29 protein-coding genes and 3 pseudogenes are annotated in these 25,866 nt (G+C 60.3%); 15 read left to right on the forward strand and 17 right to left on the reverse strand.

The window, feature by feature from the left end; all coding sequences use genetic code 11:
- Positions 1-27 precede the first annotated feature (27 nt).
- The 6 genes from ACYCAX_RS19275 to ACYCAX_RS19300 all read left to right on the forward strand — a co-directional run bounded on the left by ACYCAX_RS19275 (position 28) and on the right by ACYCAX_RS19300 (position 6,052).
- The gene (locus ACYCAX_RS19275; protein ID WP_015476027.1) at positions 28-1,116 is read left to right on the forward strand and encodes an MBL fold metallo-hydrolase; all 1,089 of its coding nucleotides are present in this window, start codon (positions 28-30) and stop codon (positions 1,114-1,116) included.
- Between the two features lie 85 nt (positions 1,117-1,201).
- Positions 1,202-2,671: an aldehyde dehydrogenase family protein gene (locus ACYCAX_RS19280; protein WP_460248608.1), complete on the forward strand. Its 1,470-nt coding sequence runs from the start codon at positions 1,202-1,204 to the stop codon at positions 2,669-2,671.
- Between the two features lie 34 nt (positions 2,672-2,705).
- Positions 2,706-3,662 carry a quinone oxidoreductase family protein gene (locus tag ACYCAX_RS19285; RefSeq protein ID WP_460248609.1) on the forward strand — a complete coding sequence of 319 codons (957 nt, stop codon included), beginning with the start codon at positions 2,706-2,708 and terminating at the stop codon, positions 3,660-3,662.
- Positions 3,663-3,877: 215 nt separating this feature from the next.
- Positions 3,878-4,519 (forward strand): hydrolase, encoded by a 642-nt coding sequence (locus ACYCAX_RS19290; RefSeq protein WP_015476030.1) that lies wholly within the window; start codon positions 3,878-3,880, stop codon positions 4,517-4,519.
- A gap of 105 nt (positions 4,520-4,624) precedes the next feature.
- Positions 4,625-4,921: a putative quinol monooxygenase gene (locus ACYCAX_RS19295; RefSeq protein ID WP_460248610.1), complete on the forward strand. Its 297-nt coding sequence runs from the start codon at positions 4,625-4,627 to the stop codon at positions 4,919-4,921.
- 147 nt (positions 4,922-5,068) lie between these two features.
- Positions 5,069-6,052, forward strand: coding sequence for a LysR family transcriptional regulator (locus tag ACYCAX_RS19300; RefSeq protein WP_460248611.1), 984 nt, complete (start codon positions 5,069-5,071; stop codon positions 6,050-6,052).
- A 235-nt stretch (positions 6,053-6,287) separates the two neighbouring features.
- On the opposite strand, the pseudogene ACYCAX_RS19305 reads toward ACYCAX_RS19300, so the two are convergent.
- Positions 6,288-6,620: pseudogene (locus tag ACYCAX_RS19305) on the reverse strand (transposase); the annotation flags it as partial.
- Between ACYCAX_RS19305 and ACYCAX_RS19310 the strand changes: the two are divergent.
- Positions 6,522-7,196: a hypothetical protein gene (locus ACYCAX_RS19310; RefSeq protein WP_460248612.1), complete on the forward strand. Its 675-nt coding sequence runs from the start codon at positions 6,522-6,524 to the stop codon at positions 7,194-7,196. The pseudogene ACYCAX_RS19305 and the gene ACYCAX_RS19310 overlap by 99 nt on opposite strands.
- Positions 7,197-7,300: 104 nt before the next feature.
- Here the strand turns inward: ACYCAX_RS19310 and ACYCAX_RS19315 are convergent, their stop codons facing one another.
- The 5 genes and pseudogenes from ACYCAX_RS19315 to ACYCAX_RS19335 all read right to left on the reverse strand — a co-directional run bounded on the left by ACYCAX_RS19315 (position 7,301) and on the right by ACYCAX_RS19335 (position 11,090).
- Positions 7,301-7,606, reverse strand: coding sequence for a hypothetical protein (locus ACYCAX_RS19315; RefSeq protein ID WP_460248613.1), 306 nt, complete (start codon positions 7,604-7,606; stop codon positions 7,301-7,303).
- Between the two features lie 36 nt (positions 7,607-7,642).
- Entirely contained in the window at positions 7,643-8,728 is a 1,086-nt protein-coding gene (locus ACYCAX_RS19320; protein ID WP_460248614.1) for a DUF3396 domain-containing protein, read from the reverse strand.
- A gap of 15 nt (positions 8,729-8,743) precedes the next feature.
- Positions 8,744-9,445: a VRR-NUC domain-containing protein gene (locus ACYCAX_RS19325; RefSeq protein ID WP_460248615.1), complete on the reverse strand. Its 702-nt coding sequence runs from the start codon at positions 9,443-9,445 to the stop codon at positions 8,744-8,746.
- Positions 9,442-9,959: pseudogene (locus ACYCAX_RS19330) on the reverse strand (PAAR domain-containing protein). The gene ACYCAX_RS19325 and the pseudogene ACYCAX_RS19330 overlap by 4 nt, the downstream one beginning before the upstream one ends.
- A gap of 507 nt (positions 9,960-10,466) precedes the next feature.
- Positions 10,467-11,090, reverse strand: a complete 624-nt coding sequence (locus ACYCAX_RS19335; RefSeq protein ID WP_460248616.1) for a Crp/Fnr family transcriptional regulator — start codon at positions 11,088-11,090, stop codon at positions 10,467-10,469.
- A 226-nt stretch (positions 11,091-11,316) separates the two neighbouring features.
- On the opposite strand from ACYCAX_RS19335, the gene ACYCAX_RS19340 reads away from it, so the two are divergent.
- The 7 genes from ACYCAX_RS19340 (at position 11,317) to ACYCAX_RS19370 (ending at position 17,039) form a co-directional block, all read left to right on the forward strand.
- On the forward strand, positions 11,317-12,228 hold the full coding sequence (locus tag ACYCAX_RS19340) for an ABC transporter substrate-binding protein (protein WP_460248617.1): 912 nt from the start codon (positions 11,317-11,319) through the stop codon (positions 12,226-12,228).
- Between the two features lie 10 nt (positions 12,229-12,238).
- Positions 12,239-12,991: an ABC transporter permease gene (locus ACYCAX_RS19345; RefSeq protein ID WP_015476040.1), complete on the forward strand. Its 753-nt coding sequence runs from the start codon at positions 12,239-12,241 to the stop codon at positions 12,989-12,991.
- The gene (locus ACYCAX_RS19350; RefSeq protein ID WP_460248618.1) at positions 12,984-13,673 is read left to right on the forward strand and encodes an ATP-binding cassette domain-containing protein; all 690 of its coding nucleotides are present in this window, start codon (positions 12,984-12,986) and stop codon (positions 13,671-13,673) included. The genes ACYCAX_RS19345 and ACYCAX_RS19350 overlap by 8 nt, the downstream gene beginning before the upstream one ends.
- Positions 13,670-14,113, forward strand: a complete 444-nt coding sequence (locus tag ACYCAX_RS19355; protein ID WP_460248619.1) for a CopD family copper resistance protein — start codon at positions 13,670-13,672, stop codon at positions 14,111-14,113. Before ACYCAX_RS19350 ends, ACYCAX_RS19355 begins: the two co-directional genes overlap by 4 nt.
- A 28-nt stretch (positions 14,114-14,141) precedes the next feature.
- Entirely contained in the window at positions 14,142-14,426 is a 285-nt protein-coding gene (locus tag ACYCAX_RS19360) for a hypothetical protein (protein WP_460248620.1), read from the forward strand.
- Between the two features lie 186 nt (positions 14,427-14,612).
- The gene (locus ACYCAX_RS19365; RefSeq protein WP_460248621.1) at positions 14,613-15,968 is read left to right on the forward strand and encodes a Fic family protein; all 1,356 of its coding nucleotides are present in this window, start codon (positions 14,613-14,615) and stop codon (positions 15,966-15,968) included.
- A 225-nt stretch (positions 15,969-16,193) separates the two neighbouring features.
- Positions 16,194-17,039, forward strand: coding sequence for a phage antirepressor N-terminal domain-containing protein (locus ACYCAX_RS19370; protein WP_460248622.1), 846 nt, complete (start codon positions 16,194-16,196; stop codon positions 17,037-17,039).
- 416 nt (positions 17,040-17,455) lie between these two features.
- On the opposite strand, the gene ACYCAX_RS19375 is transcribed toward ACYCAX_RS19370, so the two are convergent.
- Positions 17,456-17,776: a helix-turn-helix domain-containing protein gene (locus tag ACYCAX_RS19375; protein ID WP_460248623.1), complete on the reverse strand. Its 321-nt coding sequence runs from the start codon at positions 17,774-17,776 to the stop codon at positions 17,456-17,458.
- A 150-nt stretch (positions 17,777-17,926) separates the two neighbouring features.
- Here ACYCAX_RS19375 and ACYCAX_RS19380 point away from each other — a divergent pair.
- Positions 17,927-18,280, forward strand: a pseudogene (locus tag ACYCAX_RS19380) (phage portal protein); the annotation flags it as partial.
- 34 nt (positions 18,281-18,314) lie between these two features.
- Here the strand turns inward: ACYCAX_RS19380 and ACYCAX_RS19385 are convergent.
- The 10 genes from ACYCAX_RS19385 to ACYCAX_RS19430 all read right to left on the reverse strand — a co-directional run bounded on the left by ACYCAX_RS19385 (position 18,315) and on the right by ACYCAX_RS19430 (position 25,840).
- A complete protein-coding gene (locus ACYCAX_RS19385) occupies positions 18,315-18,875 on the reverse strand; it encodes a DUF4145 domain-containing protein (protein WP_460248624.1) in 561 nt (186 codons plus the stop codon).
- Between the two features lie 144 nt (positions 18,876-19,019).
- Positions 19,020-19,655: a hypothetical protein gene (locus tag ACYCAX_RS19390; RefSeq protein ID WP_460248625.1), complete on the reverse strand. Its 636-nt coding sequence runs from the start codon at positions 19,653-19,655 to the stop codon at positions 19,020-19,022.
- A gap of 614 nt (positions 19,656-20,269) precedes the next feature.
- A complete protein-coding gene (locus ACYCAX_RS19395; RefSeq protein ID WP_460248626.1) occupies positions 20,270-20,878 on the reverse strand; it encodes a DUF4145 domain-containing protein in 609 nt (202 codons plus the stop codon).
- A gap of 312 nt (positions 20,879-21,190) precedes the next feature.
- Positions 21,191-22,555 (reverse strand): phage terminase large subunit, encoded by a 1,365-nt coding sequence (locus ACYCAX_RS19400; protein ID WP_460248627.1) that lies wholly within the window; start codon positions 22,553-22,555, stop codon positions 21,191-21,193.
- Positions 22,542-22,874, reverse strand: coding sequence for a hypothetical protein (locus ACYCAX_RS19405; protein ID WP_460248628.1), 333 nt, complete (start codon positions 22,872-22,874; stop codon positions 22,542-22,544). Before ACYCAX_RS19405 ends, ACYCAX_RS19400 begins: the two co-directional genes overlap by 14 nt.
- Positions 22,875-22,990: 116 nt before the next feature.
- Positions 22,991-23,974 (reverse strand): major capsid protein, encoded by a 984-nt coding sequence (locus ACYCAX_RS19410; RefSeq protein ID WP_460248629.1) that lies wholly within the window; start codon positions 23,972-23,974, stop codon positions 22,991-22,993.
- Between the two features lie 169 nt (positions 23,975-24,143).
- Positions 24,144-24,707 (reverse strand): hypothetical protein, encoded by a 564-nt coding sequence (locus ACYCAX_RS19415; protein WP_460248630.1) that lies wholly within the window; start codon positions 24,705-24,707, stop codon positions 24,144-24,146.
- Positions 24,700-25,023 carry a hypothetical protein gene (locus ACYCAX_RS19420; protein WP_460248631.1) on the reverse strand — a complete coding sequence of 108 codons (324 nt, stop codon included), beginning with the start codon at positions 25,021-25,023 and terminating at the stop codon, positions 24,700-24,702. The genes ACYCAX_RS19415 and ACYCAX_RS19420 overlap by 8 nt, the downstream gene beginning before the upstream one ends.
- The gene (locus tag ACYCAX_RS19425) at positions 25,020-25,655 is read right to left on the reverse strand and encodes a hypothetical protein (RefSeq protein ID WP_460248632.1); all 636 of its coding nucleotides are present in this window, start codon (positions 25,653-25,655) and stop codon (positions 25,020-25,022) included. Before ACYCAX_RS19425 ends, ACYCAX_RS19420 begins: the two co-directional genes overlap by 4 nt.
- Positions 25,652-25,840, reverse strand: coding sequence for a hypothetical protein (locus tag ACYCAX_RS19430; RefSeq protein WP_460248633.1), 189 nt, complete (start codon positions 25,838-25,840; stop codon positions 25,652-25,654). Before ACYCAX_RS19430 ends, ACYCAX_RS19425 begins: the two co-directional genes overlap by 4 nt.
- Positions 25,841-25,866 lie beyond the last annotated feature (26 nt).

The following is a 25,866-nucleotide window of genomic DNA, read 5'->3' on the forward strand; positions in this document are numbered from 1 at the left end:
TCCAGGCCCAACCCCGGAGAAAACCCCATGTGTTCTGATCCGAACTGTTCCCACGGCAAGTCCCTGCCGTCGTGGTTTGTCGATGATCTCGGCCCGCTTGGTGTTCCCTATGACAAGAAGGAGGACTTCCTGATACCTCCCGAATCGTCCCATGGCTCGCTCTTCCTGCCCGGTCGCCTGGAGAAGGGCTACCACGTCGCCGAGCTCAAGGATGGAGTCTACTGGGTGACCTCGGGCTGGTACGACTGCCTGTTCATTCGGACCGGCTCAGGCGTGATCGTCGTCGATGCGCCGCCGGCACTGGGCGAGAACCTGCTTGAGGCGATCGAAAGCGTCACCGACGAACCGGTCACCCACGTGATCTACAGCCATTGGCACGCCGATCACATCGGCGCGGCCTCGATCTTCGGGCCCAAGGTCAAGCGCGTCGGGCATGAAAAGACGCGTGAGCTCCTGGAGCGCTTCCCCGATCCAGACCGTCCGCCGCCCATGGAGACCTTCTCCCGCGAGACGACGCTCGATGTGAACGGCGTCAAGGTCGAGCTCTCCTACAAAGGGCAGAACCATTGCGAGGGCAATATCTTCATCTACGTCCCCGGGCCCAAGGTGCTCGCGGCCATCGATGTCGCAAGCCCGGGCTGGGTCACCTTCAGGGATTGCGACTCCTCCGAGAGCCTCTGCGGGTACGCCGATGCCTTCGACAAGATTCTCGAGTACGACTTCGACTACCTGATCTCCGGACATGTCTCCAAGACCGGTGGGCGCGAGGATGTCATCGAGGGCCGCGAGTACATGCACGATCTGATGGGCTCGGCACGCGAGGCACTCGAAACCATACCGATCAGCTATTTCCTGAAGGACATCGAAGGGACGTCCTATCGCGCGGCCTTCCGCTGGGCGGAGCAGGCCTACTTCAACGCGCTCACCAACTACGTCACCAAACAGGTGCTGACGAAGAAGACCTCCAATGGCAAGACCTGGGCGCAGCGCCTGAACGGCGCGGATGTCATGACCAAGAACAATGCCTATTTCTGCATCGAGAAGACTCGGCTGGAGATGAACCACAACGGCTACGTCAAACGTGGCAACGTGCATCCGCCCAAGTTCTTCGGCTGAGCACCCTGGAACCGGTTGCCCGACCGGTTCCCCCCAACCACGAGTGCGATCACTGCCCCTCGATCGCCGCTGGACAGGAGGCCCCATGGCCGAGCAGAAGCAGGAAACCAAGGTTGCGCTGAACTGGATCGATGGTCAGTGGTGCGATGGTGAACGTCACGGCGACAGCATCAATCCGGCCACGGGCGAGATCATCGGCCGCTACGCCCAGGCCGGCGTCGCCGAAGCGCAGCGCGCCATCGCCGCGGCCAGGCGTGCCTTCCGCGAGGAGAACTGGAAGCAGGATCGCCTGCTACGGGCCCGTGTCCTCAACCGCATGGCCGATCGTTTCGAAGCCAGCGGCGAGGCACTGGCGCGGCTCATCACCACCGAGAATGGCAAGACCCTCGAGCAGGCCCGTTTCGAGATCGGTATCGTGCCACTCACCTTGCGCTTCAACGCCGCTCTTGCGCTGACCGACCATGGACACGCTGCCCAAGTCGAGCCGGGCCAGTTGTCCATGGTCCTGCGTGAGCCGGTGGGTGTCGCCGGCATTATCGCCCCCTGGAACTCACCGGGTGCGCTGATGGTCCGCTCGCTGGCACCCGCCCTCGCGGCCGGCGCCACGGCGGTGATCAGCCTGCCGCGCCAGACCGCGCAGGTGAATGCCTTGATGGCCGGGATCATCGCCGGCACCGAGGGCCTTCCGCGTGGCGTGGTGAATCTCTTCACCGGCGGACACGAGGCCGGCAACGTCCTCGTCGAATCCCCGGATGTTCCCAGCATCAGCTTCACCGGCAGCACCAGGACGGGCCGTGCGATCTCCGCCACCGCCTCGGCCAATCTCAAACGGCTCGGCCTTGAACTCGGTGGCAAGACGCCCGTCATTCTCTTCGACGACGCCGATCTCGACGCGGCCCTGCCCAAGGTCGTCGAGGCGTTGACCGTCTTCTCCGGACAGTTCTGCATGACCGGCAGCCGCCTGCTCGTACAGCGCGGCATCGCCGAGAGGGTGCGCGACGAGCTTTCCCGGCGCCTCGAGGCCGTCAAGGTCGGGCCGGGACTGGAGCCCGGCGTGGAGATGGGGCCGCTCATCGACAGGTCCAATGTCGAGCGCGTCAACGGCATGGTGACGGACGCCATCGCTGCCGGCGCGAAGGTGCTCGTGCGTGGCGGGCCGGTGAGCGAGGGCGACCTCGCCAGGGGCGCGTTCTATCGGCCGACGCTCCTGGAAGTGACGGACTCCTCGCTCGACATAGTCCAGAAGGAAGTGTTCGGCCCCGTGCTAACCCTGCAGTTGTTCGACACCGAGCAACAGGCGGTCGTGCTCGCCAACGACAGTGAGTACGGCCTTGCCGCCAGCATCTGGTCGCGTGACATCGACCGGCCGCTGCGGGTAGCTCGGGAAATCGAGGCGGGCACCATCTGGGTGAACGACTGGGCCGTGCTGTACGACCAGTTCGAGGAAGGTGGCTTCAAGCAGAGCGGGCAAGGGCGCATGCGCGGCTATGCGGTGATCGACGATTTCGTCGAGTTCAAGCACATCGCGCTCCGCCCGGGTGTCGTCGAGACCTGAGCAACATCCATTCCCCACCTGGGAGGTTCTGGTCATGAAAGCCCTGCGGTTCGAGACATACGGTCCGCCTTCGGTGCTGGGCATCGCCCAAGTCCCGCGTCCGCAACTGCGCCCCGGCGAAGTCCTGGTTGAAGTCAGGGCGTCGGCCATCAACCCGAGCGACGTGAAGAATATCGCCGGGGCTTTCCAGACTCCGCTGCCGCGCGTGCCCGGCCGCGACTTCGCCGGCGTGGTTGTCGAGGGCGGCGGTGCACAATGGAACGGCAAGGCGGTTTGGGGCAGCGGCGCCGGCTTCGGGGTTAACCGCGATGGCAGCCATGCCGAGTATCTGGCGATCCCGCTCCGCTGGCTCTCCGAGAAGCCCCATCAGTTGTCGATGGAGGAGGCCGCCTGCGTCGGCATTCCCTATATCGTCTCGTGGATGGCGCTGGTTGACGCGGCAAGGCTGCAGGCGAGCGACACCGTGCTGATCATCGGTGCCGCGGGGGCCGTCGGCCAGGCCGCGACGCAGATTGCCCGCTGGCGGGGCGCGACGGTGATCGGAGCGGTGCGTAGCGACACGGTGTCCGATACCGACCTGCGGATCGATACCCGAACCCATGACCTTACCGAGGAAGTCCGGCGTCTTACGGCAAGCAAAGGCGTGGATGTGGTACTCGATACTGTTGGCGGGCCGATGTTCGAGCCCGCCCTCAAGTCGCTCGGGTGTGGCGGGCGTCAGGTCGCCATCGCAAGCGCCGGCAACCCACGCGTCGAGTTCAACCTCGTCGACTTCTACCATGGGTCAAAGCGGCTCATCGGTATCGACTCGATGAAGCTGGGCGGCGAGGAAGTAGCGAACATTCTGGACAAGCTCCGGGACGGTTTTGCGCAGGGCCAGCTCAATCCGCCGGCCTTCGATTCATGGGCGCTGGACAGGGGCGTGGAGGCTTTCGAGGCAGTCGTCAGTGGTGGCCGGCGAGCGAAGCAGGTGCTGCTGCCCAACGACTAGCGAACGGTACCACCCCGATACCTCCCTGGAGCGGGCTCTTCGACCCTGTATTCCGCTGGTGAGTTCAGGCTCATTGTTCTGCTGGGCAGAACGCTGGGTTCGCGGCAAGCGCTCTTATCGTAGCCGGAGAGTTTCACTACTTTTTCTGGACCACCTTCGAAGACATTCGGGGTGAGAAACAGGTTGCCGTTCCCACTCATTGGAAGGACATACTCATGGCAAGCGAACCAATCCGCGATCAGGTCAAGGACCAACTCCTGACTCCCAAGAATTCCGCTTTCATCATCATCGACTACCAGCCCGTTCAGGTGAACTCGATCGCCTCCATGGATCGCCAACTGCTCCTGAACAATATCGTCGGTTGTGCCAAGGCCGCCGTTGCCTATGGTCTGCCGATCGTGCATTCCACCGTCAATGTGCAGACTGGCCTGAACAAGCCACCGGTGCCGCAGATTCAGAAAGCGCTGAAGGGCGTCCCCACGGTTGACCGCACCAGCATCAACTCCTGGGAGGACGTCGAGTTCCGCCAGGCTGTCGAAGCCACCGGTCGTAAGAAACTGATCATGACCGCGCTCTGGACTGAAGCTTGCCTGACCTTTCCTGCGCTCGATGCGCTGGCCGCGGGCTACGAGGTCTACGTGCCCGTCGATGCGGTCGGCGGTACCTCCGTCGCTGCGCACGACGCTGCGTTGCGCCGTATCGAACAGGCCGGCGGCAAGATGATCAGCGTCGCGCAACTGTTCTGCGAGCTTCAGCGTGACTGGAAACGCAGCGAGACGGTGCCGGCCTTCGTCGACCTGTTCATCGAGACCGGCGGCACCGCCGGCTTGCAGTTCTCCTACGATCGTAGCGAGTGATCGTCGTCCGGCCGGCGCCGCCATGTGGCAATACGAAAGCGCTGGCCGGATCGAGCACGCCCATTTTCTTCGTCGCCACGGCCTGGCTGGATACTGGGAGCCATCATGTCGGATCTGCACATCGTCGTTGGCCTGCGGGCCAAGAAGGGCAAGGAGCGGGAACTGGAAAAGGACCTCATCGCGCTGGTCGAACCTACTCGCAAGGAGGAGGGCAACCTACGCTATGAACTGTTCGTGAATGACGAGGATCCCGGGTATTTCGTTTTTGTCGAACAGTGGACGTCGGCCGACGCCCAACTGAGGCATCACAACCACGGCCCGCACATCCAGCATTTCAATGCACATGGGGCGACCAACGTCGAGGGCATCACTTTCCTGCATCGGTTGACCCGCATCGCCTGAACCTCCTGCAGGTTGGCCCGTGCGGATGTGCGCGGGGAGCTGCGGGAGTGAGGGATTGTCCAGTTCAGGCTGGAGAGCGGTTTGCATCTGCCAGAATTGAACGAGGAGGCCGGCATGATCGGAGGCCAGGTTCGTCATGGGTGAACAATGAAGTGGCGTTTTGAAGACATACTCACGTTCATCCGGGTGATGGAGTCCGGCAGCATTACCGCCGCCGCCGACCGGATGAATCTCTCCAAGTCAGTGATCAGCAAACGTATCAGCGACCTGGAGTCGGCATTGGGCGTGGAGCTGTTCCAGCGCTCCACGCGTCAGCTCAAACCGACCGAGAATGGGGATGCTTTCTACGAGCGCATGGTACCGCTGATCCATGAGATCAACCTGACTGCGGAGAGCCTGTCGGCCAAACGCGAGAGCTCCTTGCGGGGACAACTGCGCATCACCACGCCCATGTCGTTCGGCGACATGTATCTGGGGCCGGTCATTGCCGAGTTTGCCCGACGTCATCCCAACCTGGAGCTCGCCGTCGACTACGAAGACCGCTCGGTCGACCTCGTCCAGGGGGGCTACGATGTCGGCATTCGAATCAGTCATCTGCGCGATTCCAGCCTGCGCGCCCGAACGCTCTGCGAGTGCCCGAGGGTGGTGGTTTGCAGCCCTTCGTACATTGAATCCAACGGTCAGCCTCGAACCGTCGCCGAGCTCGCCGACCACCAGTGCATCGACTATGCCTATGTCCACGCCAACAGGCTCTGGCAATTCGAGTCTCAAGCCGGGGGAGGCTCGCCAATCAGCGTCTCGACCCGTAGTCGGATCGTCATCAACAACGGTGGTGCGCTGAGAGATATGGCGATCGCCGGGCTCGGGATCGCGTCGTTACCCATTTTCCTGGCTGCCGAGGGGTTGCGCAAAGGCCTTCTCGTTCCAGTTCTTACGGGGTATCGGCAACCACCGTACACGATCTCTGCCATCTATCCGCCGACTCACCATGTGTCGACGAAAGTGCGGACTTTCATCGACTATCTTGTAGAACTTTTCGTTCCCCCTCTGCCCTGGGACGAGACTCTGGATGGCGCTCAAGGAGCTGTGCCGAATCGGTTCCGCCAGCTCCAGCTGCCCGATAGCGACTGACCGTCTCAAGTCAAGTCGGGCCAAGGAGCGCCGGAGTGCCATGACAGGCACCTCCGGCACTCGAGCAGGGGAAGTTCGTCGGCCCTCAGGGAGGGTCTGAAATAGCCCGGTATTTTCGGCTAACTTCGGTGTCTGCCAATTTTTGAAGGTGGCCGATCGCTCCAAAACAGGGCAAATCGCCCGAGCGTTCCCGGTTTCTTGACCGCCGAGCGACTCTCGGCGGCCGTTTCTCGCACTACAGGCGCACCGCTCCTGCGCTGGCCGGCAAATGTCGGCGGGCCATCCACAGATTCGACAGGGCGAACAGCGTCACCATCTGTACGGCATTCTTGGCCAATCCGCGAAAGCGCACCTTGGTGTAGCCGAACTGCCGCTTGATCACGCGGAACGGGTGCTCGACCTTCGCCCGTACCTGGGTCTTGGCTTTCTCGATTTTGCGGATCGTCTTGTACAAGACACTGCACTTGCCATGCTTCTTGTAGGTGCCGCGCCGAGCCGCGATCTGCCAGATGACTGGGCGCCCTTCATGTTCAGGGCGCTTTTCGACCCCGATACAGCCGGCATCGGCACCCTGCCGCCGCGGACATTTACATTCCCTACTGTCGTCGAGGTCACTTACTTCATCAGCCTGTGCAACCAGTTGCGGATGCCGGTGCAGAGCCAGGTTCGTTCGGACAGCGGGCTACAAGTTGATCCGTTCAACTTCTGCACGCTGTGCTGGAGGCATCCTCTGCCAGGGCGGAAGTTATGCGTGGACCATTCTCCCAGCTCTCCGCGGCGGGCGAATGCAGACGGACAGCGCGCTGCCGCTGCTCGTTACAAGTCAGGTGCTCGCCAGCGAGAACGTTTCGACAAGGCGGTGAACCGTATCCTGACCCGCGAGGTGACGGAGTTTCATGAGGGGCTTTTCACGCCTGCTGTGCTCTTTCCTGAGCACGGCATAGCCGAGTGGCTGAATCAGCGTCGGCCGCTGCTCTGGCAATGGCTCGGTGAGGGGCAGCTAATGCTGAACGATGAGAATGCGGTTAAGGCACTGCTGGGCCTGCTGCATAACCCGGAAGGCCTATCGCCCAAGGCGCAGCAGTTCTATCGACAGATCAACCAGCAGCTGCGCACCTATCCATGCTTATCTGGCCGATGCTGATTCGCGCGGAAGGCTGGTTGCAGAGCCGAAAGGAAATGCGGGAAATATGGGGCGGGAAACGTCCTGGGGCCTGGCGGCCTCCAGAACGGGCAAAGGATGAGTAACTACTTGGCCATATACTGGTCAACCAACGGGCGCAGCTCACGATTGTGCTTGCCGTAGGTCCGCAACGCTTGCTGGTAGACCGTCACATCAGCGCCTGGCAGGGCATATTCAACGTCGAAGACCTCCTGCTGCAAGGCTTCCCAAGAGGCGATCAATTCCGCATCCGGCAGGAGGCGCTGGCTCTCGGCATGAATCAGGTAGGTCAGCGTGGCGAATAAGAAGTGGAGTGTATCCTCAACGCCCTCCAGCAGCTCCAGGCATTGGCGCTGGTTCATCCTCTGGGTTTCGGCACCCGGCAGCAGCATGTTGATCTCCCCGTTTACGGCGTCGTGACAGCCGTTCTACAAGCGCCCCGGCAGGGTATTCGTGGCATCCAGATACGGCTCGTTGCTGAGCAGTTTGGCACGCCAGGCGGGGATATCGCTCTCATCCACATCCAAGCGCTTGAGCCACTGATCGGCCGACCAGCCGACCAGCCGCAATTCGCCGTCATGCGAGCCGCCGTGCAGCGAACCGACGGTTTCGTAGCGGATGCCTTTGAGCACGTGGTTCAGCAACACGTAAGCAGCCGGTTTCGGGTCTTCGCCATCCCCCCCTGATGGGTAAGCTCCGGCCTGTATCACCACACCGGCGCCGTAGTCGTAGAAGGCGAAATGACTGGGCGGCAGCTGTGCACGCAGTGCCTCCATGCCACCAGCCAGTTCCAGACGTGCGTGGTCGAGTAGGGTCAGCCAACTGACGGTCTTGATCTTGGTCGGTTTGAACTCAGGGATATTGGCCAACAGACCGGCTGTTCCTACATCCAATCCCGGCATCCGTGCGGCCATAAAGGCTTCGGTGGGCTCGTTGTTGTCTCGGCTGGTAGGCGAAAGGTTGTAAGCGTGCCCGGCATAGCCTTGCTCCGGAGCCAGTCGACGTGCGACGTCAAGGAATAGGCGTAGGAAATTCAGCGGGTTCTGCTCCTGGTACAGCAGCGGCACAGAGAACTCCAGCACGCTTAGATCGCGCCCAATCTTCGCTTCCCATGCAGATTGGCCAAAAATTTCAAAGTGCCAATCAGGGGCATCAATCGACTGCTTGCCACTGCTGTAGTAGAAGCTCAGTGGATAATCCTCATCCATGCTGAACAGCATTTCACGCAATGGCTTTGCGTCACTGTATGCAGTCAGCGGCTTACCCTCTGGCGGCTCTTCGCGCCAAAGCCAGGAGAGGTGCGGCTCGGCCTGACGCTTGAACTCATCGAAGCACTGGCATAATGCTTCGCGCACCAGAGGGGTATGGGCTTCCTTGAAATAGAGCGTGCCCCGCAGGCAGAGCACGGCGCCGATATAGTCCTCTCGACCACCTTTCATCAGCAGGTTGCCGGGCATCTCCAGCAGATGGGGGTGTTTGGCCAGCTCTTCGGCCAGGTTGAATTTCGGTTCCATGAGTGTTTCTCCGAATCAATAGGCCGGGATCATGGGGCGCGGGGAACGGCCACGAGTCAGGAAGTACACCACGCCACTAGCGATGGCGGCAGCCCACCCTAGCTCCTCTACGGGTACCTTGGACTGCTGATTTTCCTGGCTGCAGTCGCAGTCGGTAGACTGCATCTCGACGACCTTATTTTTACTGCCGGCGATGGCACCGTAGGCGTCACTCTGCCTCGCATTACGCTGATCGGGTGGAAACTTCATCTCCACCACCTGCTTGATATTGTCCTGGGTCGGCGGCTTGCTGGGGTCCTTGACGATCACCACGTCGGGCCGGCGAATCATGCCGCGACCAGGCCTGAACGACGGATGCTCTGGATCTTCATCCCAATACTTGCTGATCCAGCCCGGAATCCAACCATGCGGACTGTTGCCGGTCTGGCTGTCGAGGATCGGCTGCGGCGGGTTCTTGGTCATGTCGTAACTGACCTCGGGCTTGTACGGGCTACGCCCCTGGAGGATTTCGTCCAACTCCCCCAGACGCTGAGCCACGCAGGCCTGCTTGAGGTTCTTGCCGTCCTGGCTGACGTTGGGTGTGCTGCTGCAATAGCAGATCGCCGAGCACAACACCTTCTTGTCCTGTGGATCGAGCTTGGGCTCCAGGATGCCAACGGGGTTGGTCTTGCCTTCGGGGCTCATGCCGCCCTGAGCGAGGCTGGGCTGATCGCTCATGCTTCGCCTCCCTGCATCAGGTCGATCTGGATAGACTCCGACGCCTCGTGGTTGATCCACGAGGTCATGCCTTCGGCATCTGTGGCATCGAGTGCGCTCCAACCACCACTCGACCAGACCTTTACCCTACGTCCGGCAATGGGCTTACCGGTTTCCTGGTCAATGAGCTGGAAGCGCCCGGAATACGGTGCCGTGACGCTGGATAGCGGGGTGATTGGCGTAAAGGGGCGGGAGTGAATACATCACCGATGATGACGGTCCCCGAGCCACCAATGATCACGTTGCCGTGGGCACCGATGCTGCCCAGGGTGGCAGCGGGCTGGCCGTTGATGAACACCGTCGCTGAAACAGCTGACGCTATGGGGCTTCCGCAAGCAGAAGCATCGCCCTGTCGTGCAGCAGGCAGGCCGTCAAACACGACGTCAGGAGAACCTTGGGCTATGGGGTTGGTGCCATGCCCCGGTATTGGGCAGGCTGTAGGATCGGTGACGCGGGCGGCGGGTTTTCCACTCATGTGCGAATCCTTGCATCAGCGAGATGATGGTCAGTCACTTATGAGCGACATGTCACGCGCGAAAGTAACAGAGCTGGGGTGTGCAACTTCTTGCTCGCCTCGCCTGCAGCTCGCATAAATACGATGCAGCATGACTTTGTAACTTTTTTATTCATGGCTGGCTGAGTGGAGTAGCCGCCTCTCGCTGTTGCGGGGTGGGTCAGAATCACTGGAACAAGGTGTCAGAATCACCAGCGCCTACACTTTGGCTATCAGGAATAGCCGTGTAGGTACGCCTGCGGCGAGCAGAAACCCTCGAATTAACCATCAAACCTGAGCCCGGACGCTCAGTTAATCGCCGAAAGGCAACTTGAAGTGGCTTGCAGCCATTTCGAATGCTGGCGCACCTGGCCGGCTGGCTGCCGCAGAACCGCCTTTTTTCAACAGAATCCACCCTAAGCGGACGTCAGGCATAGCGCTCGCTGTTGTTAAGGCTGGATGCCTGCTGCAGGCCGATGGCCGGCCATCTCAGAAAGAGCGTACCGCGGGGCTGGCCAGCTCCTGCAGGTAGGGAATGTCGCAAAGCAGCCACTGCCGGAGTCGCCCTTCGATGCGCCCTGCGTGCTGCCAGTCGGAGAGCAGTCGACTCAGGGATTCAGGGCGAATGCCCAGGTGCGTGGCGAGTTGGCGTTGGCTGATCGGCAGATTGAGACACTCGCCCTGGCGACGGTGCAGGCCGAGCAGATAGGCGGCCAGGCGCTGGGAGGCGGAACTCGCCGTCAGCCAGTCGACCTCGTTGACCTGGCGGTAGAGGCGCAGGCTGAGGTTCTCCAGCATGCGCATGGCCAGCGGAGGATGGCCCTCGCAGGCCTTGCGCAGTGCATTGCGGCCCAGTCGGAAGAATTCGCCGCTGCCCTGGCTGCGGGCATTCATCGGGTAGCGGCCGTGGGGCATGAACATGGCCGCTTCGGCGATCAACTGACCTTCGCGGAACAGGTGGAAGACGCGCTCCTCGCCATCGCAGGTGAAGCGCAGCATTTCCACGCAACCATGCCGGACCAGCAGGAAATGCTCGGCGGGATCGCCCTCGCGGAACAGCAGCTTGCCGGCCCCGGCGCGGAGCAGTGCGGCTGACTCGCACAGGCCGGCCAAGAGCGCTTCCGGCAGGTCTGCGAACTGGGGCAGGGCACCCAGCAATCGCTGGCATTCACCAGGATCTGGGGCGAACTTAACATTTGTCATTCGTGATGAGCGTGCGGGCTGCAATGATTTGCGAATGAAGATAAGACTTATTCGCATATCAATCAATCGGAGGCTCCCGCGCCTCTTCCTTTCACTTGCACTGGTCGCCGGCACCTGTCTGGCGTCACCGGCCGGCATGACCCGGGAAAAGGTGTTGCGGTTGGGTGGCCCCGGCGCGGTGGTCAGCTTCCCGCTGCTACACATGGTGGAAACCAATGCCCTGGCGGATCACGCCGAGCGTGTCGAATTCCGCCTCTGGCAGAACCCCGATCAGTTGCGCGTGCTGCTGGCCAAGAACGAACTCGACTACAGCGCCGCCCCGGTGAACCTGCCGGCGCTGATGGCCGGGCGCGGGCAGCCCGTGCGGCTGCTCAACGTCTCGGTGTGGGGAATTATCTGGCTGGTGAGCCGCGACCCACAGGTGAAAGGTTTCGCCGACCTCGCCGGCAAGGACGTGGTGCTGCCTTTCCAGCGCGACCTGCCGGCGATCCTGATCGATGAGCTGTTGCTCAGCCATGGCCTGGAGCCGGGCAAGGACCTGACGCTGCGCCCGGTCCGCGACGGCCAGGACGCCCAGGCGCTGCTGCTGGCAGGTCGCGCCGATCACGCCCTGCTGGTGGAGCCGGCGGTGTCCCTGCTGCTCTGGCGCAACCGCAGCGAGGGTGGGGCGCCGCTCTACCGTGTGCAAAGTCTGGAAAGCGCCTGGAAGCAGGCTTTCCCGCAACAGCCCGAATTGCCTCAGGCAGGACTGATGAGCAGCCCGCAGCGCGCCGAGAACGGCGAGTTGGCGCGCGCCGTGGAGGCCGCCTACGCCGAGTCCGCCCGCTGGTGCAGTACGCAGCCGCGGGACTGCGCGGAACTGGTGCATCGGCACCTGCCGCACCTGCCGGTGGAGGCGGTCGAGGAGTCCATCCGCGTCACGCGCCTGGACAGTGTGGCCGCCAGCGCCGCGCGCGGGCCGCTGGAGGCGCTGTTCGGCCTGATCGCCGAACGCCATCCGCAGGCCATCGGTGGCTCCATGCCACCTGCCAGCTTCTATGGGCCGTGAGATGAGCCGAATGACTTCCCGACGCTGGGCCGTGCTGGGTGGCGCCTTGTTGCTGGTGGGCTGGCAACTGCTGGCGATGCGCCTGGGCTCGCTGCTCATGGCAACTCCCTGGCAGACGCTGCAAGCCATGGCTCGCCTGCCTTTCGAGGCCGACTTCCGTCTTCAAGCCGGAACCAGTCTGCTGCGTATCGTGCTGGGCGTTGGCCTGGGTTGCCTGCTGGGCTTCTGCCTGGGCCTGCTGGCCGGGCTGGACGCTCGTGTACGTGGCCTGCTGGAGCCGCTGCGCTGGCTGCTGATGTCGGTGCCGCCGGTGGTGGTCGTGGTGCTGGCGATGCTCTGGGTCGGGCTCGGCTCGGCCATGGTGGTGCTGATCAGCGTTCTCATGCTGGCGCCGGGCATGTACGTGAACACCGTCAAAGGCATGCAGATGGTCGACCGCGGCCTGCTGGAGATGGCGCGGGTCTACCGCTTCAGTCCCTGGCAGAAGTTGCGGCGGCTCTACATCCCTTCACTGACCGCGCCGCTTGGAGCGGCACTGTTGATCGCCACCTGCGGCGGCGTGCGCCTGGTGGTGATGGCTGAAGTGCTTGGCGCGGAAAGTGGAGCCGGTTTCGCGCTGGCTAACGCGCGCAGCACGTTCGACAGCGCCGGGCTGTATGCCTGGACTCTGCTGATCCTGCTGCTGGTCGCTGCACTGGAGTTCCTCCTGCTGCAGCCGCTGCAGCGGCGCATGGGCCGTTGGCAGGAGGCCGCCCATGCTTGAGTGGTACGGAGTCGATCTGCGGCTGGGCGAACGGCGTGTACTCGCCGACGCTTCCCTGCGCCTGCTACCCGGTGAGCGGGTTGGCATTCTCGGGCCCAGCGGCGCCGGCAAGAGCAGCCTGTTGCGCCTGGCGGCCGGCCTCCTGAGGCCCCATCGGGGGCAGGCAGACAACGGATTCCGCCATCCCGTGCTGGCCTTCCAGGAGCCGCGCCTGCTGCCCTGGTGCCGGGTTGCGGAAAACCTGGAAATCCCCCTGCGCGCCATCGGCCACGAGCGTGCAACGGCGCGGCGGCTGGCCAGCCATTGGTTGGAGCGCGTCGGCCTCGCCGGGCATGAGGGGGCCTGGCCGAATCAGCTGTCCGGCGGCATGGCCCAGCGTGTTGCCCTGGCGCGCTCGTTCGCGGTCGAGCCGGACCTGCTGCTGCTCGACGAGCCATTCAGCGCGCTGGACCCGGCCCTGCGCGAATCCCTGCTGGATCTCTGCCGCGACTGGTTAGCCAGCTCGGGTGCGGCCCTGCTGTGCGTCAGCCACCACCCCGGCGAGCTGGTCGGCCTCGTCGAGCGCTTCGTGCTGGTCAACGACGGCGCGCTACGTCCCTTCGACCTCAGTGGATACACCGCCGATCAAGCGGCGGCGGTCCTTCATCAGACCCTGCTGGCCCTGGAGATACCTGCGCCATGATCTATCCGATCCTGCTGACCCTGCACCTGTTCGCCGCGCTGATGTTCATCGGCACGGTGTTCTTCGAGGTGCTGATCTTCGAAAGCGTGCGCCAGCACGTGCCGGCCGCGGTAATGCGCCAGGTGGAGCAGGGCATCGGCAAACGTGCGCGGCGGCTGATGCCCTGGGTGCTGCTGGTGCTGTTCAGCGCCGGCCTGGGCATGGTCTGGACGCGCTACCTGCCGCTGCTGGCGGACCCGCTGGCGTCCTCCTTCGGCACCTTGCTGAGCCTGAAGATCCTCCTCGCCATGAGCGTGCTCGGGCACTTCTTCAGCGCCATGTTCCTGCTCTACAGCGGGCGCATGAACTCGACGTATTTCCGCCGGATTCACCTGAGTGTCTTCAGCCACATGGTCGGCATCGTGCTGCTGGCCAAGGGCATGTTCTACCTGAGCTGGTAAGCCAGATTTCGTGCAGACGGAGCTTGTCATGAGTCGTTGCTTCAACCCCAAACGCCGCTTTCCTTCGAAACTCTCATTTCCCCTGCTGGCCCTCGGCCTGTTGCCCCTGACGGTGGCGGCGGAAGATCGCCTCGAGCTCGAGCCGATGCAGATCCGCGAGAAAAGCCCCGCGCCGGTCAGCGTGTCGGCGCAGGCCGAACGCGAACGCCTGGCCCGCGTGCCCGGCGGCACCAATCTCGCCGAACCGCAGCAGGAGAAGCGCGCCGTGGACCGGGAGTGGAAGCGGCTGCAAGCAGGTTCCTCGCGAAACTGAGGCAGTGCTGGCCGCGCCCTTTGCGCCTTCCAGATCGGTAACGCAATAGCGATGCACGCCATGAAGCAGGCCTTTGGAAATTATCGGAGGTAGTTCTCAAGCCAGCCTTGTTGCAAAAATACGGTTTGTTGAAATGAGGATCGCCGTGTAGGCTTGTCTCAAATAACAGAATTTTTGAGATTTACCATGCTGAAATCCCCACCTCCGACGACTCTGAACCCATTCCAAAAGGTAGATTTGGGGAATGCAGAGCTCCTGCGGGAATACATAGCCCTGCATAGTCCGCTCGATCCAAAGGGGCGCTATCTCCACTATGACAAGCTTCGGTTTAGGTTCCATAAAGACCTGGATCACACGGTCGCTTGGTCGCTAGTAAAACAGGCAAGAAGAAGCCAACTAAAAGAAGTTATAAAACTAGGAGAGCCAGCGCAACCAGGGTTCTTGCTTTTGACTCCTGGTATACAGCGAGCCATTTCCGAGTGCGATAGGAGAACTACCACCGCAGCATTAGAGTGGATGTGCAATAAAATCGGCGAACAGCAGCACTTAGAGTACCTACTAAATGACTTGGTAGAAGACGAAGCCATTAGCAGTAGCCAGCTAGAAGGCGCCGCAACAACCACTCAAATTGCAAAGGACATGTTGAAGCGGAAGCGTCAGCCCCGGACTCCTTCCGAAAAAATGATACTTGGCAATTTCAAGATGATGAACTTTGCCTGGAAAAACAGAGCACTTCCTTTAAGCTTAGAGCTCATTGCGGAACTCCATTCAACGGGCGTAGAGGGAATTGACGACGACAAATATCGGCCTGGTGTCTTTAGGCAAACAGATGATGTTGTGGTTGTCGACGGAGAAGGCGAAACGATTCACACACCGCCACCTGCGGCCGGCCTTGAAAATCGGCTCCAGCGCCTGATTGACTGGGTGAATACGGATCACTGCCATGCAAAAGACGACCACTATATTCATCCGCTGGTAAAAGCGATCATCATTCACTTTGCCATAGGTTATGAACATCCCTTCCACGATGGAAATGGCCGGGTTGCTAGGTCCTTATTTTACTGGCTTATGTTCAAACATGAATTTGGCGCCTTCAGATACATTGCCATAAGCACCCTGCTGAAATCAGCACCAGCTAAATATGGGAAAAGCTACCTATACACCGAAACTGATGATCTCGACTTAACCTATTTTGTTGACTACCAGTGCGACATTATAAGCAGAGCAATTCATGCTTACATGGACCAGTACAACAAAACATTAAGAGACGTTGAAGAGTTCAACGCCTTCCTCTATGAGTCCGGTCTCTATAGGGAGCTTAGCGACAAGCAGAGAACCATCTTCCAAGTAGCAAAAAATGGACGCGCCACCGATTTCACAGCCCAGAATGTTCGTGAAAACCTGCGGTGCTCTTACAATACCGCTTCAACAGCGCTAAATGGACTAGTCGAAAAAGGACTCTTCACGAAGTACAAGGAAGGAAGGGAATGGGTCTTCTCCATGCTTCCTCGTGGCGACATCATCAGCAATTGGAAGAGGTAGCTTCGGCCCAGTTATCAAGGAAATCCTGACAACTGGCAGCGATGGAGGACAGTACGGCATGACTTTCCAGCCCCTACGGGATGAGGCTCTGTTTTCAACCGTGTGTATCACGCACATGGTTGCTAGCGACGGGATAATGCGGGAGGTGGTTGCTCTCCCGCCCGGCAAGCTCAAAGGATGGCTGTTCGGCATCGATACCAAGCCTCGCCCCCAGGGAGCCCATTGATGATCGCAGCACAGCATCTGATACCTGTCCCTTTCTACGAGGACACCATCGTTCTTGTTGGGCAGGATGAACAGCCCTTCGTGGCGATGAAACCCATCGTCACCAATATGGGGCTGGACTGGGCGACCCAGTACATAAAGCTATCGGAGAGATTCGCTTCTACTGTTGGGGAAATCCCAATGGTTGCTGAGGATGGAAAGCTCCGGCCAATGGTCTGCCTTCCTCTCCGCAAGCTTCCCGCGTGGCTCTACTCCATCAGCCCCAACAAGGTGAAGCCCGAACTGCGCGACAAGATCGTTCGTTACCAGAACGAATGCGACGACGCCCTCTGGGACTACTGGAGCAAAGGCAACGCGGCACGCGCAAGCGCGTCCGGCGTAACCCAACAACTGGCCGTCTCCCGCCATCGCCTGGCGTTGCTCAAGGAGCTTCACCGAACTCGCAACAGCTCACTAAGGGCTGCCATTCACCAACAGGTTGACCATGCCTCTCGTCTACTGGGCTTGCCAACGCCTGAGCTCAACAGCATCGGTTGGAGTGCGCCGGCCGAACCCGAAGTCCTCGCCCGTTTCTGGGCTGCGCTGGCTGACCTCGATGCCAAAGGGGTGGAATACAACCACCACCGCACTCCGGGGCTACTGGCAATCAACTTGCGGGGGCTGGCTCGATTGCTCGCAGAGCACGGGCAGCCAATGCTGTTCGACCGTACCTTGCGGGACGCACTCGCGCTGAGTCAGGAGCCGCGATGCTTGCACGTCAACCACGCCGTCAACAGCTATCTGGCCGGGAAGTCCGTGCGCTGTTGGGTGTTTGAGAAGCCCCAGCCGAGAGAGGCTAAGGCCTGAATCAGAACGCCCCGGCGCTTGCCGGGGCGGTTCTCACTTGCCCGACCGCGCGAACGCTTCCATCACTCTCGCCAGGTCCCGCTGCTGCTGCTCACTGAGCTGCCGCAGAAGGTCCAGAAAGAGTCGTTCAGCCTGGGTAAGTTTTTCCATCGTAGGTACTCCATTTCCATGTGACGGGCGCCTGGTGCAACTGCACCGCCCACTGCGCCCGGGAGTTCCCCATTCTCTGCACGTTTTCGCGTGCCACCAGCCTGCCTTAGCGAAATGCGAAAAGTGTTCGGGATGGCCTCCGACGGGCGGCCACTCCCTAAGCTACGCATGATTTCCAAAGTGCAAGCGCCAATCCGCCCCACTTCGCGGGCACAAAAAAGCCCAGGTACTTGCCTGGGCTTTCTGTTGTTGGCTGACCTGCCGCGCTACCCAATGATCGCGAATGCCTCGCTCACACGGATGATCGTTTCGCGGTTGTCCTGCCCCATTCCGCGATAGAGACCGATCAACTTGGCCTCATCTTCGGTAAGGCTGTCAGCCGCTGATGGTGTACGTACCCCGGTGACCACATACAGCACGTCAACGCCTACGGCAGCAACGGCAGCCAGATACGCCACGTCTGGGCATCGCTCCGCCTTTTCGTAGTTGAACTGCGATGTCTTGGCGACGCCGCCAATGGCTGCGAAATCGCCCTGGTTGTACCCCAGGCGAACACGCTCTTCTTTCAGCCTCTCACCGAAATTCAACAAAACGACCCCTTTTAAGCTTGACGATTCAACGTTCGTTGAATATCTTCAGCCTGCCATCACACGAAATCACACGAACGTGAACTATGCCGAACGCCTACCCCACGGAGCAAGCCTGCGCGGCTGCCCGCAAACGCATCACCAACCAGGGCCTGTCCGTCCGGGAATGGGCCGAGAGGCATGTTCATGTACGCGCCCAACGGCAAGAAGGACGGCTTGCAGCTGATCCCCATCAGCGAAGTGGCCGCCAAGGACGACTTCGGCGCCATCAAGAACATCAGCCGCGACGACCAGCTCGCTATGCTGCGCATCCCGCCACAGCTCCTGGCCGTCGTGCCGCAGAACGCTGGGGGCTTCGGCTCGATCCGCGAAGCCGCCCAGGTGTGGGCCGTCAACGAGCTGGAGCCGGAGCAGGCGCGGCTGCGTCAGATCAACGATTGGCTCGGGGAAGAGGTGGTGCAGTTCAACCCATATGAGTTGCCGCTGCTGCCAAACTCGAACTGACAAAGTGAGCGTGATCGAGTATATGCCGCCGAACTCATGCCTCTTGAGATTTGGCGGCAATAGCCTCGATCTTGATAGAGTCTTTATAAAGGGTTGCAATAATCACTGTCATGTAATTATCGAACTTATTTCTATCATTTGGATTGACCGAGTTTAGTAGTTCCTCGTCAGTGATTCCAACGCTTATAAGTATTCCTTGCAATCTCTTAAGCCAATCATTCATGAATCCGGCGAATAGCTCGGGCATTGCCGAAAAAACTGAGGCGATTGACTTCGCTACAGCTACATCGTCAAGGGTAGATATCACCTCATGAGCAAATTTATTCCTGGCATTGCGAAGCGCGTGCAGCAAGTTGAACATTTCTTCGGAAATCAGGCCCAGACGGTATGCCATATCAATTTTTCTTGCATACTGGAAATCGTCTCGGCCTTTGCCGTTGGTGGGCATAGGTATAAGCTTTTTTCCGATCATTTCATCTAAAACGGCGTCCGTTAAAATTCCGCTTAGTAGAACTGCACCTCTGTCATTCTCTGCTGAAAGTAATTTATAGGTGGTTTGATAAACTTCGCTGACAGATTTGTTGGCAAATATCATAGTTTTCCTTAGGCGTTTATTTTCCGCTGGGGCTATAGATTTGAAGATTCCCTGTTAAGTAATTTTTGCTATCTGGCCTTCAACTTGTCTCGATCAAATTTTGAGTTTGCCTAGTTGCAGATCATCAATCAATGATAGTGCTGTTTATCTTCGAACTATTCCGCCACCATCGCACACTCTGCAGTCATCACGCAGGTCAAATCCGTCGCGGCAGGCGGGGCAGAGACCGAATGGCGCTATGGCCAGCGCCTGCTGCAGCGACTGACACGCCTTGTCGCATCCCTCTTCGCGTAGCGCGTTCAACTGATCCAGCGCCAGCCGGCATGAATCCAGGTCTGACAGGTACGGTATCCGGCGCCCCTGCTGGTACTTGCCGACCTTCACCAGGTTGAGCACGCGCCCATCGCGAGTCGTCCAGGTCAGTCCACGAATGGGGCCGAGGTCATCGGCACTCATCGTGACCATGCTGAGCTGCCCCTCGCGGTTGTAGCGCACTAGGCCTTCGACCGAAGCACGCCCCATCGGCCCGCTGCTGTTCTCGCGCAGGTACGTACCAGTGGTGATGACGCCAACCAGCTCTTCCCTGGCGTGCATGAGTGCTGCGTCCGCAAAGTCGGCCATGTCCTGGTGCTCGCCCTCGGTGATGACGTGTCGAGCGAGCAGGTCGTTGGCCACAGCCTGGACGGCCTGGTGATGGGCCTCGGGGTTGCGTATTCGTTCTCCGGCGTCGTCCAGGAGGCGCTGCCAGCGGGCCAGGTCTGGGTGCTGGTGGGCTGTCATGGGGGCACGAAACATACTGTATGAACATCCAGTATATCCAGCAGGATGGACGCGGGACAGCACCTGGCGCGCGCAGTCGTCCCCCCGCCACGCCGGCGGGCTAAATGGGGCGTTTTTTCTTCACCCCTGCACCCTCCTCAGAGCCGCCCAGGCGCTGCGCTTCCCGACGGGTAGGGCGTCACTCGAAACCCTGCGAAACCCTGCAGGAAGGGCGTTCCTGGGGCTTGGTGGTTGCACAGCGGAATACGGGATAGGGGGGTATTTCGAAAAGAGTAATTTCGGTGATCTGCGATCAGACCACAGCTGGAAGCCGCGTCGTTCGGGGCTTCTGAGATTACAAAGGGGAGTAATACTGGAGTAACTGGAAAAGTAATTTTTTCCTAAGTGATTGATTTTAAAGGCTTTGACGATCCTGAAAAATCACTTCAAGAAAGAGTAACCAGATTACTTCTATGTTACTCAGAAATTACCTTTTGCCATCGCCGGAAAACCCTTGCAGTTCAACGGCTTGCGGCCGTTCGGCGGGGAAGATTACCGATGTTACTCTTTTTGCAGCCCCCCCAGTACCTAGGATTCATCCACGGCGTATAGGACGGGCGCGCATGGTGCGGCAGTTACATCTTGGGGTTTGCGTCACCCAAACCAGCTGCAACTCGCGCTGGCAGGACAAACAAGAACTGGGCGAGCGCCAAGGCGAATTCGATGGACCGCTCAGCATCTGCCTCATCAGGAAGGGCAGCCTCTTCATCTGCATGGCGCTGTTCGTTGGCGTCAAGCCGAACAGCGTGAGCCCATTTCGCCATTTCGTTTGTGATGAGGTGTTGCTCTGCAGCCTTGTCGATGCGCTTGAACAAGGAACCTTCTTTCAGACCTTTGTCTTTGAGCATTGCATCAACCGACGACGCGGTCAGCATGACGGCTCCCGCTGGAGCGTGGATGCTTGCAATAGCCTGCTCGAGGAAAGTCCGTGCTCGCTCTGGCACTGTCTCTTCAACCGATTTGGTGGAGGGCCAGTAATAGGTGATGTCGGCCATTCCTTGCTGCACCACTGGGGCCACGGTGGTAACCATGCCCCCGCAAGTCAGGCACACATAGGTCTTCCAATTTCGGCGGTTTCTGCCGTTCGCATCTTTGGTATCACCAGACCAGTGCCCTGTGAGGTTGGGCTTGGCTACTTGGCAATGGGGGCAGCGGTCCAGCTTAAGGTTTGCTTCTTGCTTCACTCTGGATCATCCATTCCCACAAAGTGTCGATGCTTAAAACGGCCCCCGAAACGGCCCCCAGCTGTTGGCGAAATGCTCGCTGGGCTGCTGGGAGGCCCGGAAATACTGGAGGGCGAAGGGAATCGAAGTGTGGCGTGGTTACTGGCTTTTAGGCTTGTTAAGAGTTCGGGCATACAAGTAGGCATACAAGGTGCCTACTGTTGGAGCTGAATTGATCACTATTTGATCAACCCTTTTTAGCGGTCGAGCAGTCCGAGAATGCGCCTCAAAAGGAAGCCCGCCAGGCTAACCAAGCGGGCTCTTGTAGGGCGATTAGATGACGAGGGGGATAGTGCTCCAGGTCGGTGGCGGCTGTCGCAGGCATCCATATCTGACCGCATCCGCACCGTGGTCGGGTCCAGTGCTGTCTACATCCTCCACGCGCTTCTGGTCACGTGCGAGGGTGGGCAGAGTCTCCCACAGGTAGGAGCAGTGCCGGCTGATGTACAGGCCGGGCTTGTCGGGCTTACCAGCGTCGGAGAGCAGCCGGCGCATCACGTTCCATCCGGTAATACGGTCGGCCTTCTTCGCAGGGTGGAAGGTCACGCCACTGATGCGGAACTCGTCGGCAATCGAGCCTGCAGCATGGCCACCCTTGGCAAAGATCGCATCGTCCGCCACGCCGATCGGTCTGATATCCCATTGCTTGCACCACTTCACGATCTCTTCCGCCAGGATGGGTACCGTCCAGTTCAGGCCTACGTTCGGGTTGTCACGCTTGGCGGTGACCAGCTCGTCCACCAGCACCAGGCTACCGCGAGGGTAGTACTTGCCATCCGGCCCCAGGCCGCCTGGAGCCTTCGCGATGATGTAGGTGGCACTCGGGGCTGACGAACCGAAGTCGTGCGCCAGGTAGGTTTCCCATTCGTCCGGGATGTGGTCCCACGGGTCGACGGCATTGCGGCTCTCATCGAGCACTGACGCAAAGTAGGCGCCGCGGTTCACCGCCCAGTCACCGGTAGTCCAGGCGCGTAGCAACTCGGGATCATCCGGGCAGGCCGACTCCAGTTGGTCGCGATACTGATCCGTATCGATGAAGCGGTTGCCCTCGAAGGTGGACGGGGCATACACCCATTGCCGTTTGCTCTTCGCCTCCAGGAAGGGCTTCCAGGGGCCGGACTGGAACACATAACGCTTGGCCAGCCAGTAGTGGCCAGGCCCACCCGGATTGGCCGAGATGATCATGCGAATGGGCATGTCCTTCGGGCCGCGCAGGTTGGACCGCATGATGTCGAGCAATTCCGGGGTAGGGTACTGACCCGCCTCGTCGATCAGCAGCAGGGTGAAGCTGCGGCCCTGATACTTCGTATAGTCGGCTTGGGTCTCCAGTTGACCAAGCTCCAGGTATCCGCCATTGGGGAAGCGCCAGACGTGCTCTGCAGCGTTGTAACGGGCAGCGCTGCCATAGATGGTGCCGTATAGCTCGCGGCAGATCAGCTCGAAGTCGGCCAGGCCCTTGTAGGTGCGGCGCAAGTACAGGATGCGAGCCTTCTCGGCATACTGTTCGACGTGACGTAGGCAGAGCAGCGCGAGGCCATAGGACTTGCCACCACCTCGGCCACCACCACAGAACACATCGAGTTCCTCCGGGAGCAGCATCAGCCGATCCTGGAACTTGTTCAGTTCAATCGTGCTCATGGGTGACTCCCTTGGTGAAGTCCTCCAGGCGCAGTGCCCCGGGAAGCTGGAAGTTGATGCTGACCTTGTTGGAGATCTCGGTCTGATCGCCTTCGCGATAGCCGTGGCGGGCCTTCAGTAGGAAGATCGCGGCGGTGACGTTGCCGCCCTTGGTGGCGTTGTCATACAACGAAGTGAACAGGGCGTTGTGCTCGCGCTCGCGGCCTTCATCGAGGGCCTGTTGCAGTTCGGGATACAGCTCCAGCCACTTCTTCAAGGTGTCGTAGCTGGTGCCCAGCCGGTAGGCCAGGCCCTTCATGTTGTAGCCTTGGGCAGCCATCTCCATCAGCTTCTGTGCTGCGTTGGCTGGGGGCTTCTTACGGGTGCCGGTCACGGGCCGGCGAGGTGTCTTCTCGGTCATAACGACAAAGGGGGCATTGCTGCCCCCTGCCTCGCTTACTTGGTGATCAGGAACGCCAGGGGAACGGCCTTGCGCTCCACCACTCGCAGCCAGTGCGATGCATCAGCCAGTTCTGCGATGGTTGGGCTCTCACCGTCGATGGTGCCCTCGGCCCAACTGAAGCCGCTGGGGTGGACCGCCAGGTTGATTCGGCTGTGCAGGATTTGCTGACCACCGCCACGGCCGGCACTTGGCAGGTTCTCGACTTCGGTACCAGCTGCCACGCGAGGCTCCGCTACGGCATAACCAACGGCGCCGGCACCGAAGAGGACCGTGGTGTAGTTGCCGGACGCCAGGGGTAGGCCGTCGTCTACGATCACCGCGAGGCCGCGGAAGGTGCGAATCACGCTGCCGTCGCTTTGCGGGATGGTGTCGATCAGGTCGTTCTTCAGCGCCTGGCGGTAGATGTCCGAGTGCATGGCGATTGCGGTCACGGTGTCCATTGCGTCACCCAGCTCTGCGGTCGCATCGATCACGGCGATGGCGCTGAACTTCGCTGCATCTCCAGTCTCGCCACTGATATCCAGGACCATGTCCGAGCCGTTGTTGGCCACGTTGCCGGCCAGCACGCCCTTCAGGCTGGCGACCAGGCGACGTTGGGTCTGTCGTTCCCAGTAGGCGGTAACGCGGGACTGGATGCGTGCCAGGGCATCGGCGCCGGAGATCTCGCTAGCGAGGTTCATTGCCGACCAGGAGTTGTGCAGGAAGGACTTGCGGATGAGTTGCTTGCCGGAGCCGATCTTGTTCGGCGTGGAGAGGTCGGCGGGGTCGTCGTTGACCACGTTCGCTTCTTCGTTGCCGATGTCGTTCCAGAACGGCACGTTGAAGGAGTGGGCGCCGGCGCTGAGCTGTTCAGCGATGACGGCATTGCGGGCCATCACACCGGACTGGACCAGAGCGGTCTTCTCCATGGTGTTCTGGATGATGTAGTCGGTGAAAACTTGCGGCTCGATGATATCGGCCAAGCGTACGGTTGCCATAAGGGCATTACCTCGAATCAAGTGTTGGGGTTGATTCGCGGCGGTCTACTGACGTGGCGAGTGGCCTACGGGCCAGGCGGGGTATAACGGTGGTCTACTGACTAAGAGAGGGGCGGCAGCCCCGACTGGGGCCGCCTGTGCTCTGCTCAAGCATTGTTACAGTATAACCCTATTTCAGGCCGAAATTAGTCTTGGCCGTCGCGGGCTGTTGCGGCTTCTCCTGCCGAACTCCGGAAGAGAAGGATGCTGATGGCCCGGCTCCACCGCCACTGGCCCGGCTACTCCGGATGATGTGGTTGAAGTTGCCGGTGTTCACCAGGTAACGCCAGATGTCCATTTCCTCGAAGCGGACCGGGCGGGTAGCGTCCTTTCCGTCCACTTTCTCGGTGACGGTGACCGCATTTCCATCCAGATCGCGCATCTCGATCTCGCCGGCCTCGTTCAGCTCGAACTTGAAGTGTTCAGCCAGCTCCTGAGCGGAGTACTTCGGACTGACCAATACGCCAGCCAGCATGGTGGCGACGGGCTGGTGCAATCGCAGGTTCATCACTTCGGCACGGAGTTGTTCAACCTCGCTACCTCCTTCGGTCTGTGATGCTTCGAGCTCTTTGATACGGGCGCGAGCCTTGGTGAGATTGGTGTGCATGTCGTCCTTCACCTGGCGCAACTTCTGTACTTCGTCACGCAGGGTTTCGACCTCGGCGGCCAGTTCTTCATAGGTCGGATCAGCCATGGTGAGCTCCTTGCTTGAACAGACGGGCCATCAGGCCCTGAGGTTGGGGTTGAGTCAAGATCGCGCTCACTTCCAGGGTGAGGTAGGCGCGGGGCTCGCCTTTGTCGTTCAGCACCGGAACCACGCGAAGCAAGCCGGAGACGGAAACTGGAGAGCCAAAGGGCAGGGCGAGCAGTTGGTCGGAGAGCACCTTGCGGCGACAGCTGAGCCGTACCGAGCGCTCGTCGTCGAAGGTGGAGACAGTGGCCTCGCAGGTGCCATTGCTGGTGATGTGAGCGGCCTTTACCAAGCGGCCGGCAATTAGAGCGCTGATCATTGGTCCTGCTCCTGGTTGTCGATTTCGAGCCGGGGCGGGAACTCGAAAGCCTTCTGGATGGAAATGCTGTCCCGGCGAACCTCAGCGATGAAGAGCCGGCCACCTGCCGCGAACTCAGGCATCCGCTCACGCGAGAGCCGGCTCTGGTGCTGGGCAAGAGCGATCATCCCTTGGCGATCGGCGTGGATACCGGCCGGAAGGTCTTCGCGGGACCAGAAGGGCGCAATGGATTGACCTACGATTAGTTCGGACTGAGCGGCGTCAGCCCCGACTTCCCACTTGATCATGTATCCGACCACTTCTTTCTTGGCCTGCGAATATCCGACCAGCACGAGGTTAGTAGCGAGGTGCTCTTCAGGCGGCTGGTAATGTTCGCGGCAGTGCTTGATAACGTCCGTGAGGAAACGGGGTAGATCGTCAGCCAGTGCTTCCAGCGTGCCCTTGAAACCAACCAGATTGGGGCTCGCGGTCGCTTGGACGAAATCAAGGCCGCGGAAGCCGATCACGGCGTTGATGTGCGGGAGCACAATCACCTTGCAGCCTTCGACCACTGAGCCGTCAGGCATGACGCCTTCGGTATCGAACCCAACCAGGCCCAGGTCTGGTGTGATAAATGCGTTGAGAATGCTCATCGTGCATCGACCTCCTCGGTCTTTTTATCGATTCCGATAGCAATTTCGTCCTTCACTTCGAGTAGCGGGCCTACCGCCGCCGGGATTCCGGCAGATGCGAGAGGGCCAATCGGGGTGAAGGAGCCAACCGTGGCTCCAATTACGGCGCCTACTACTTGCCCGGTGCTCATGCCTTGTGTGCTCATGGTGTTTCTCCTGCTTTGATAAGGAC

The sequence above is a fragment of the Pseudomonas sp. MT3 genome, from assembly GCF_054720805.1.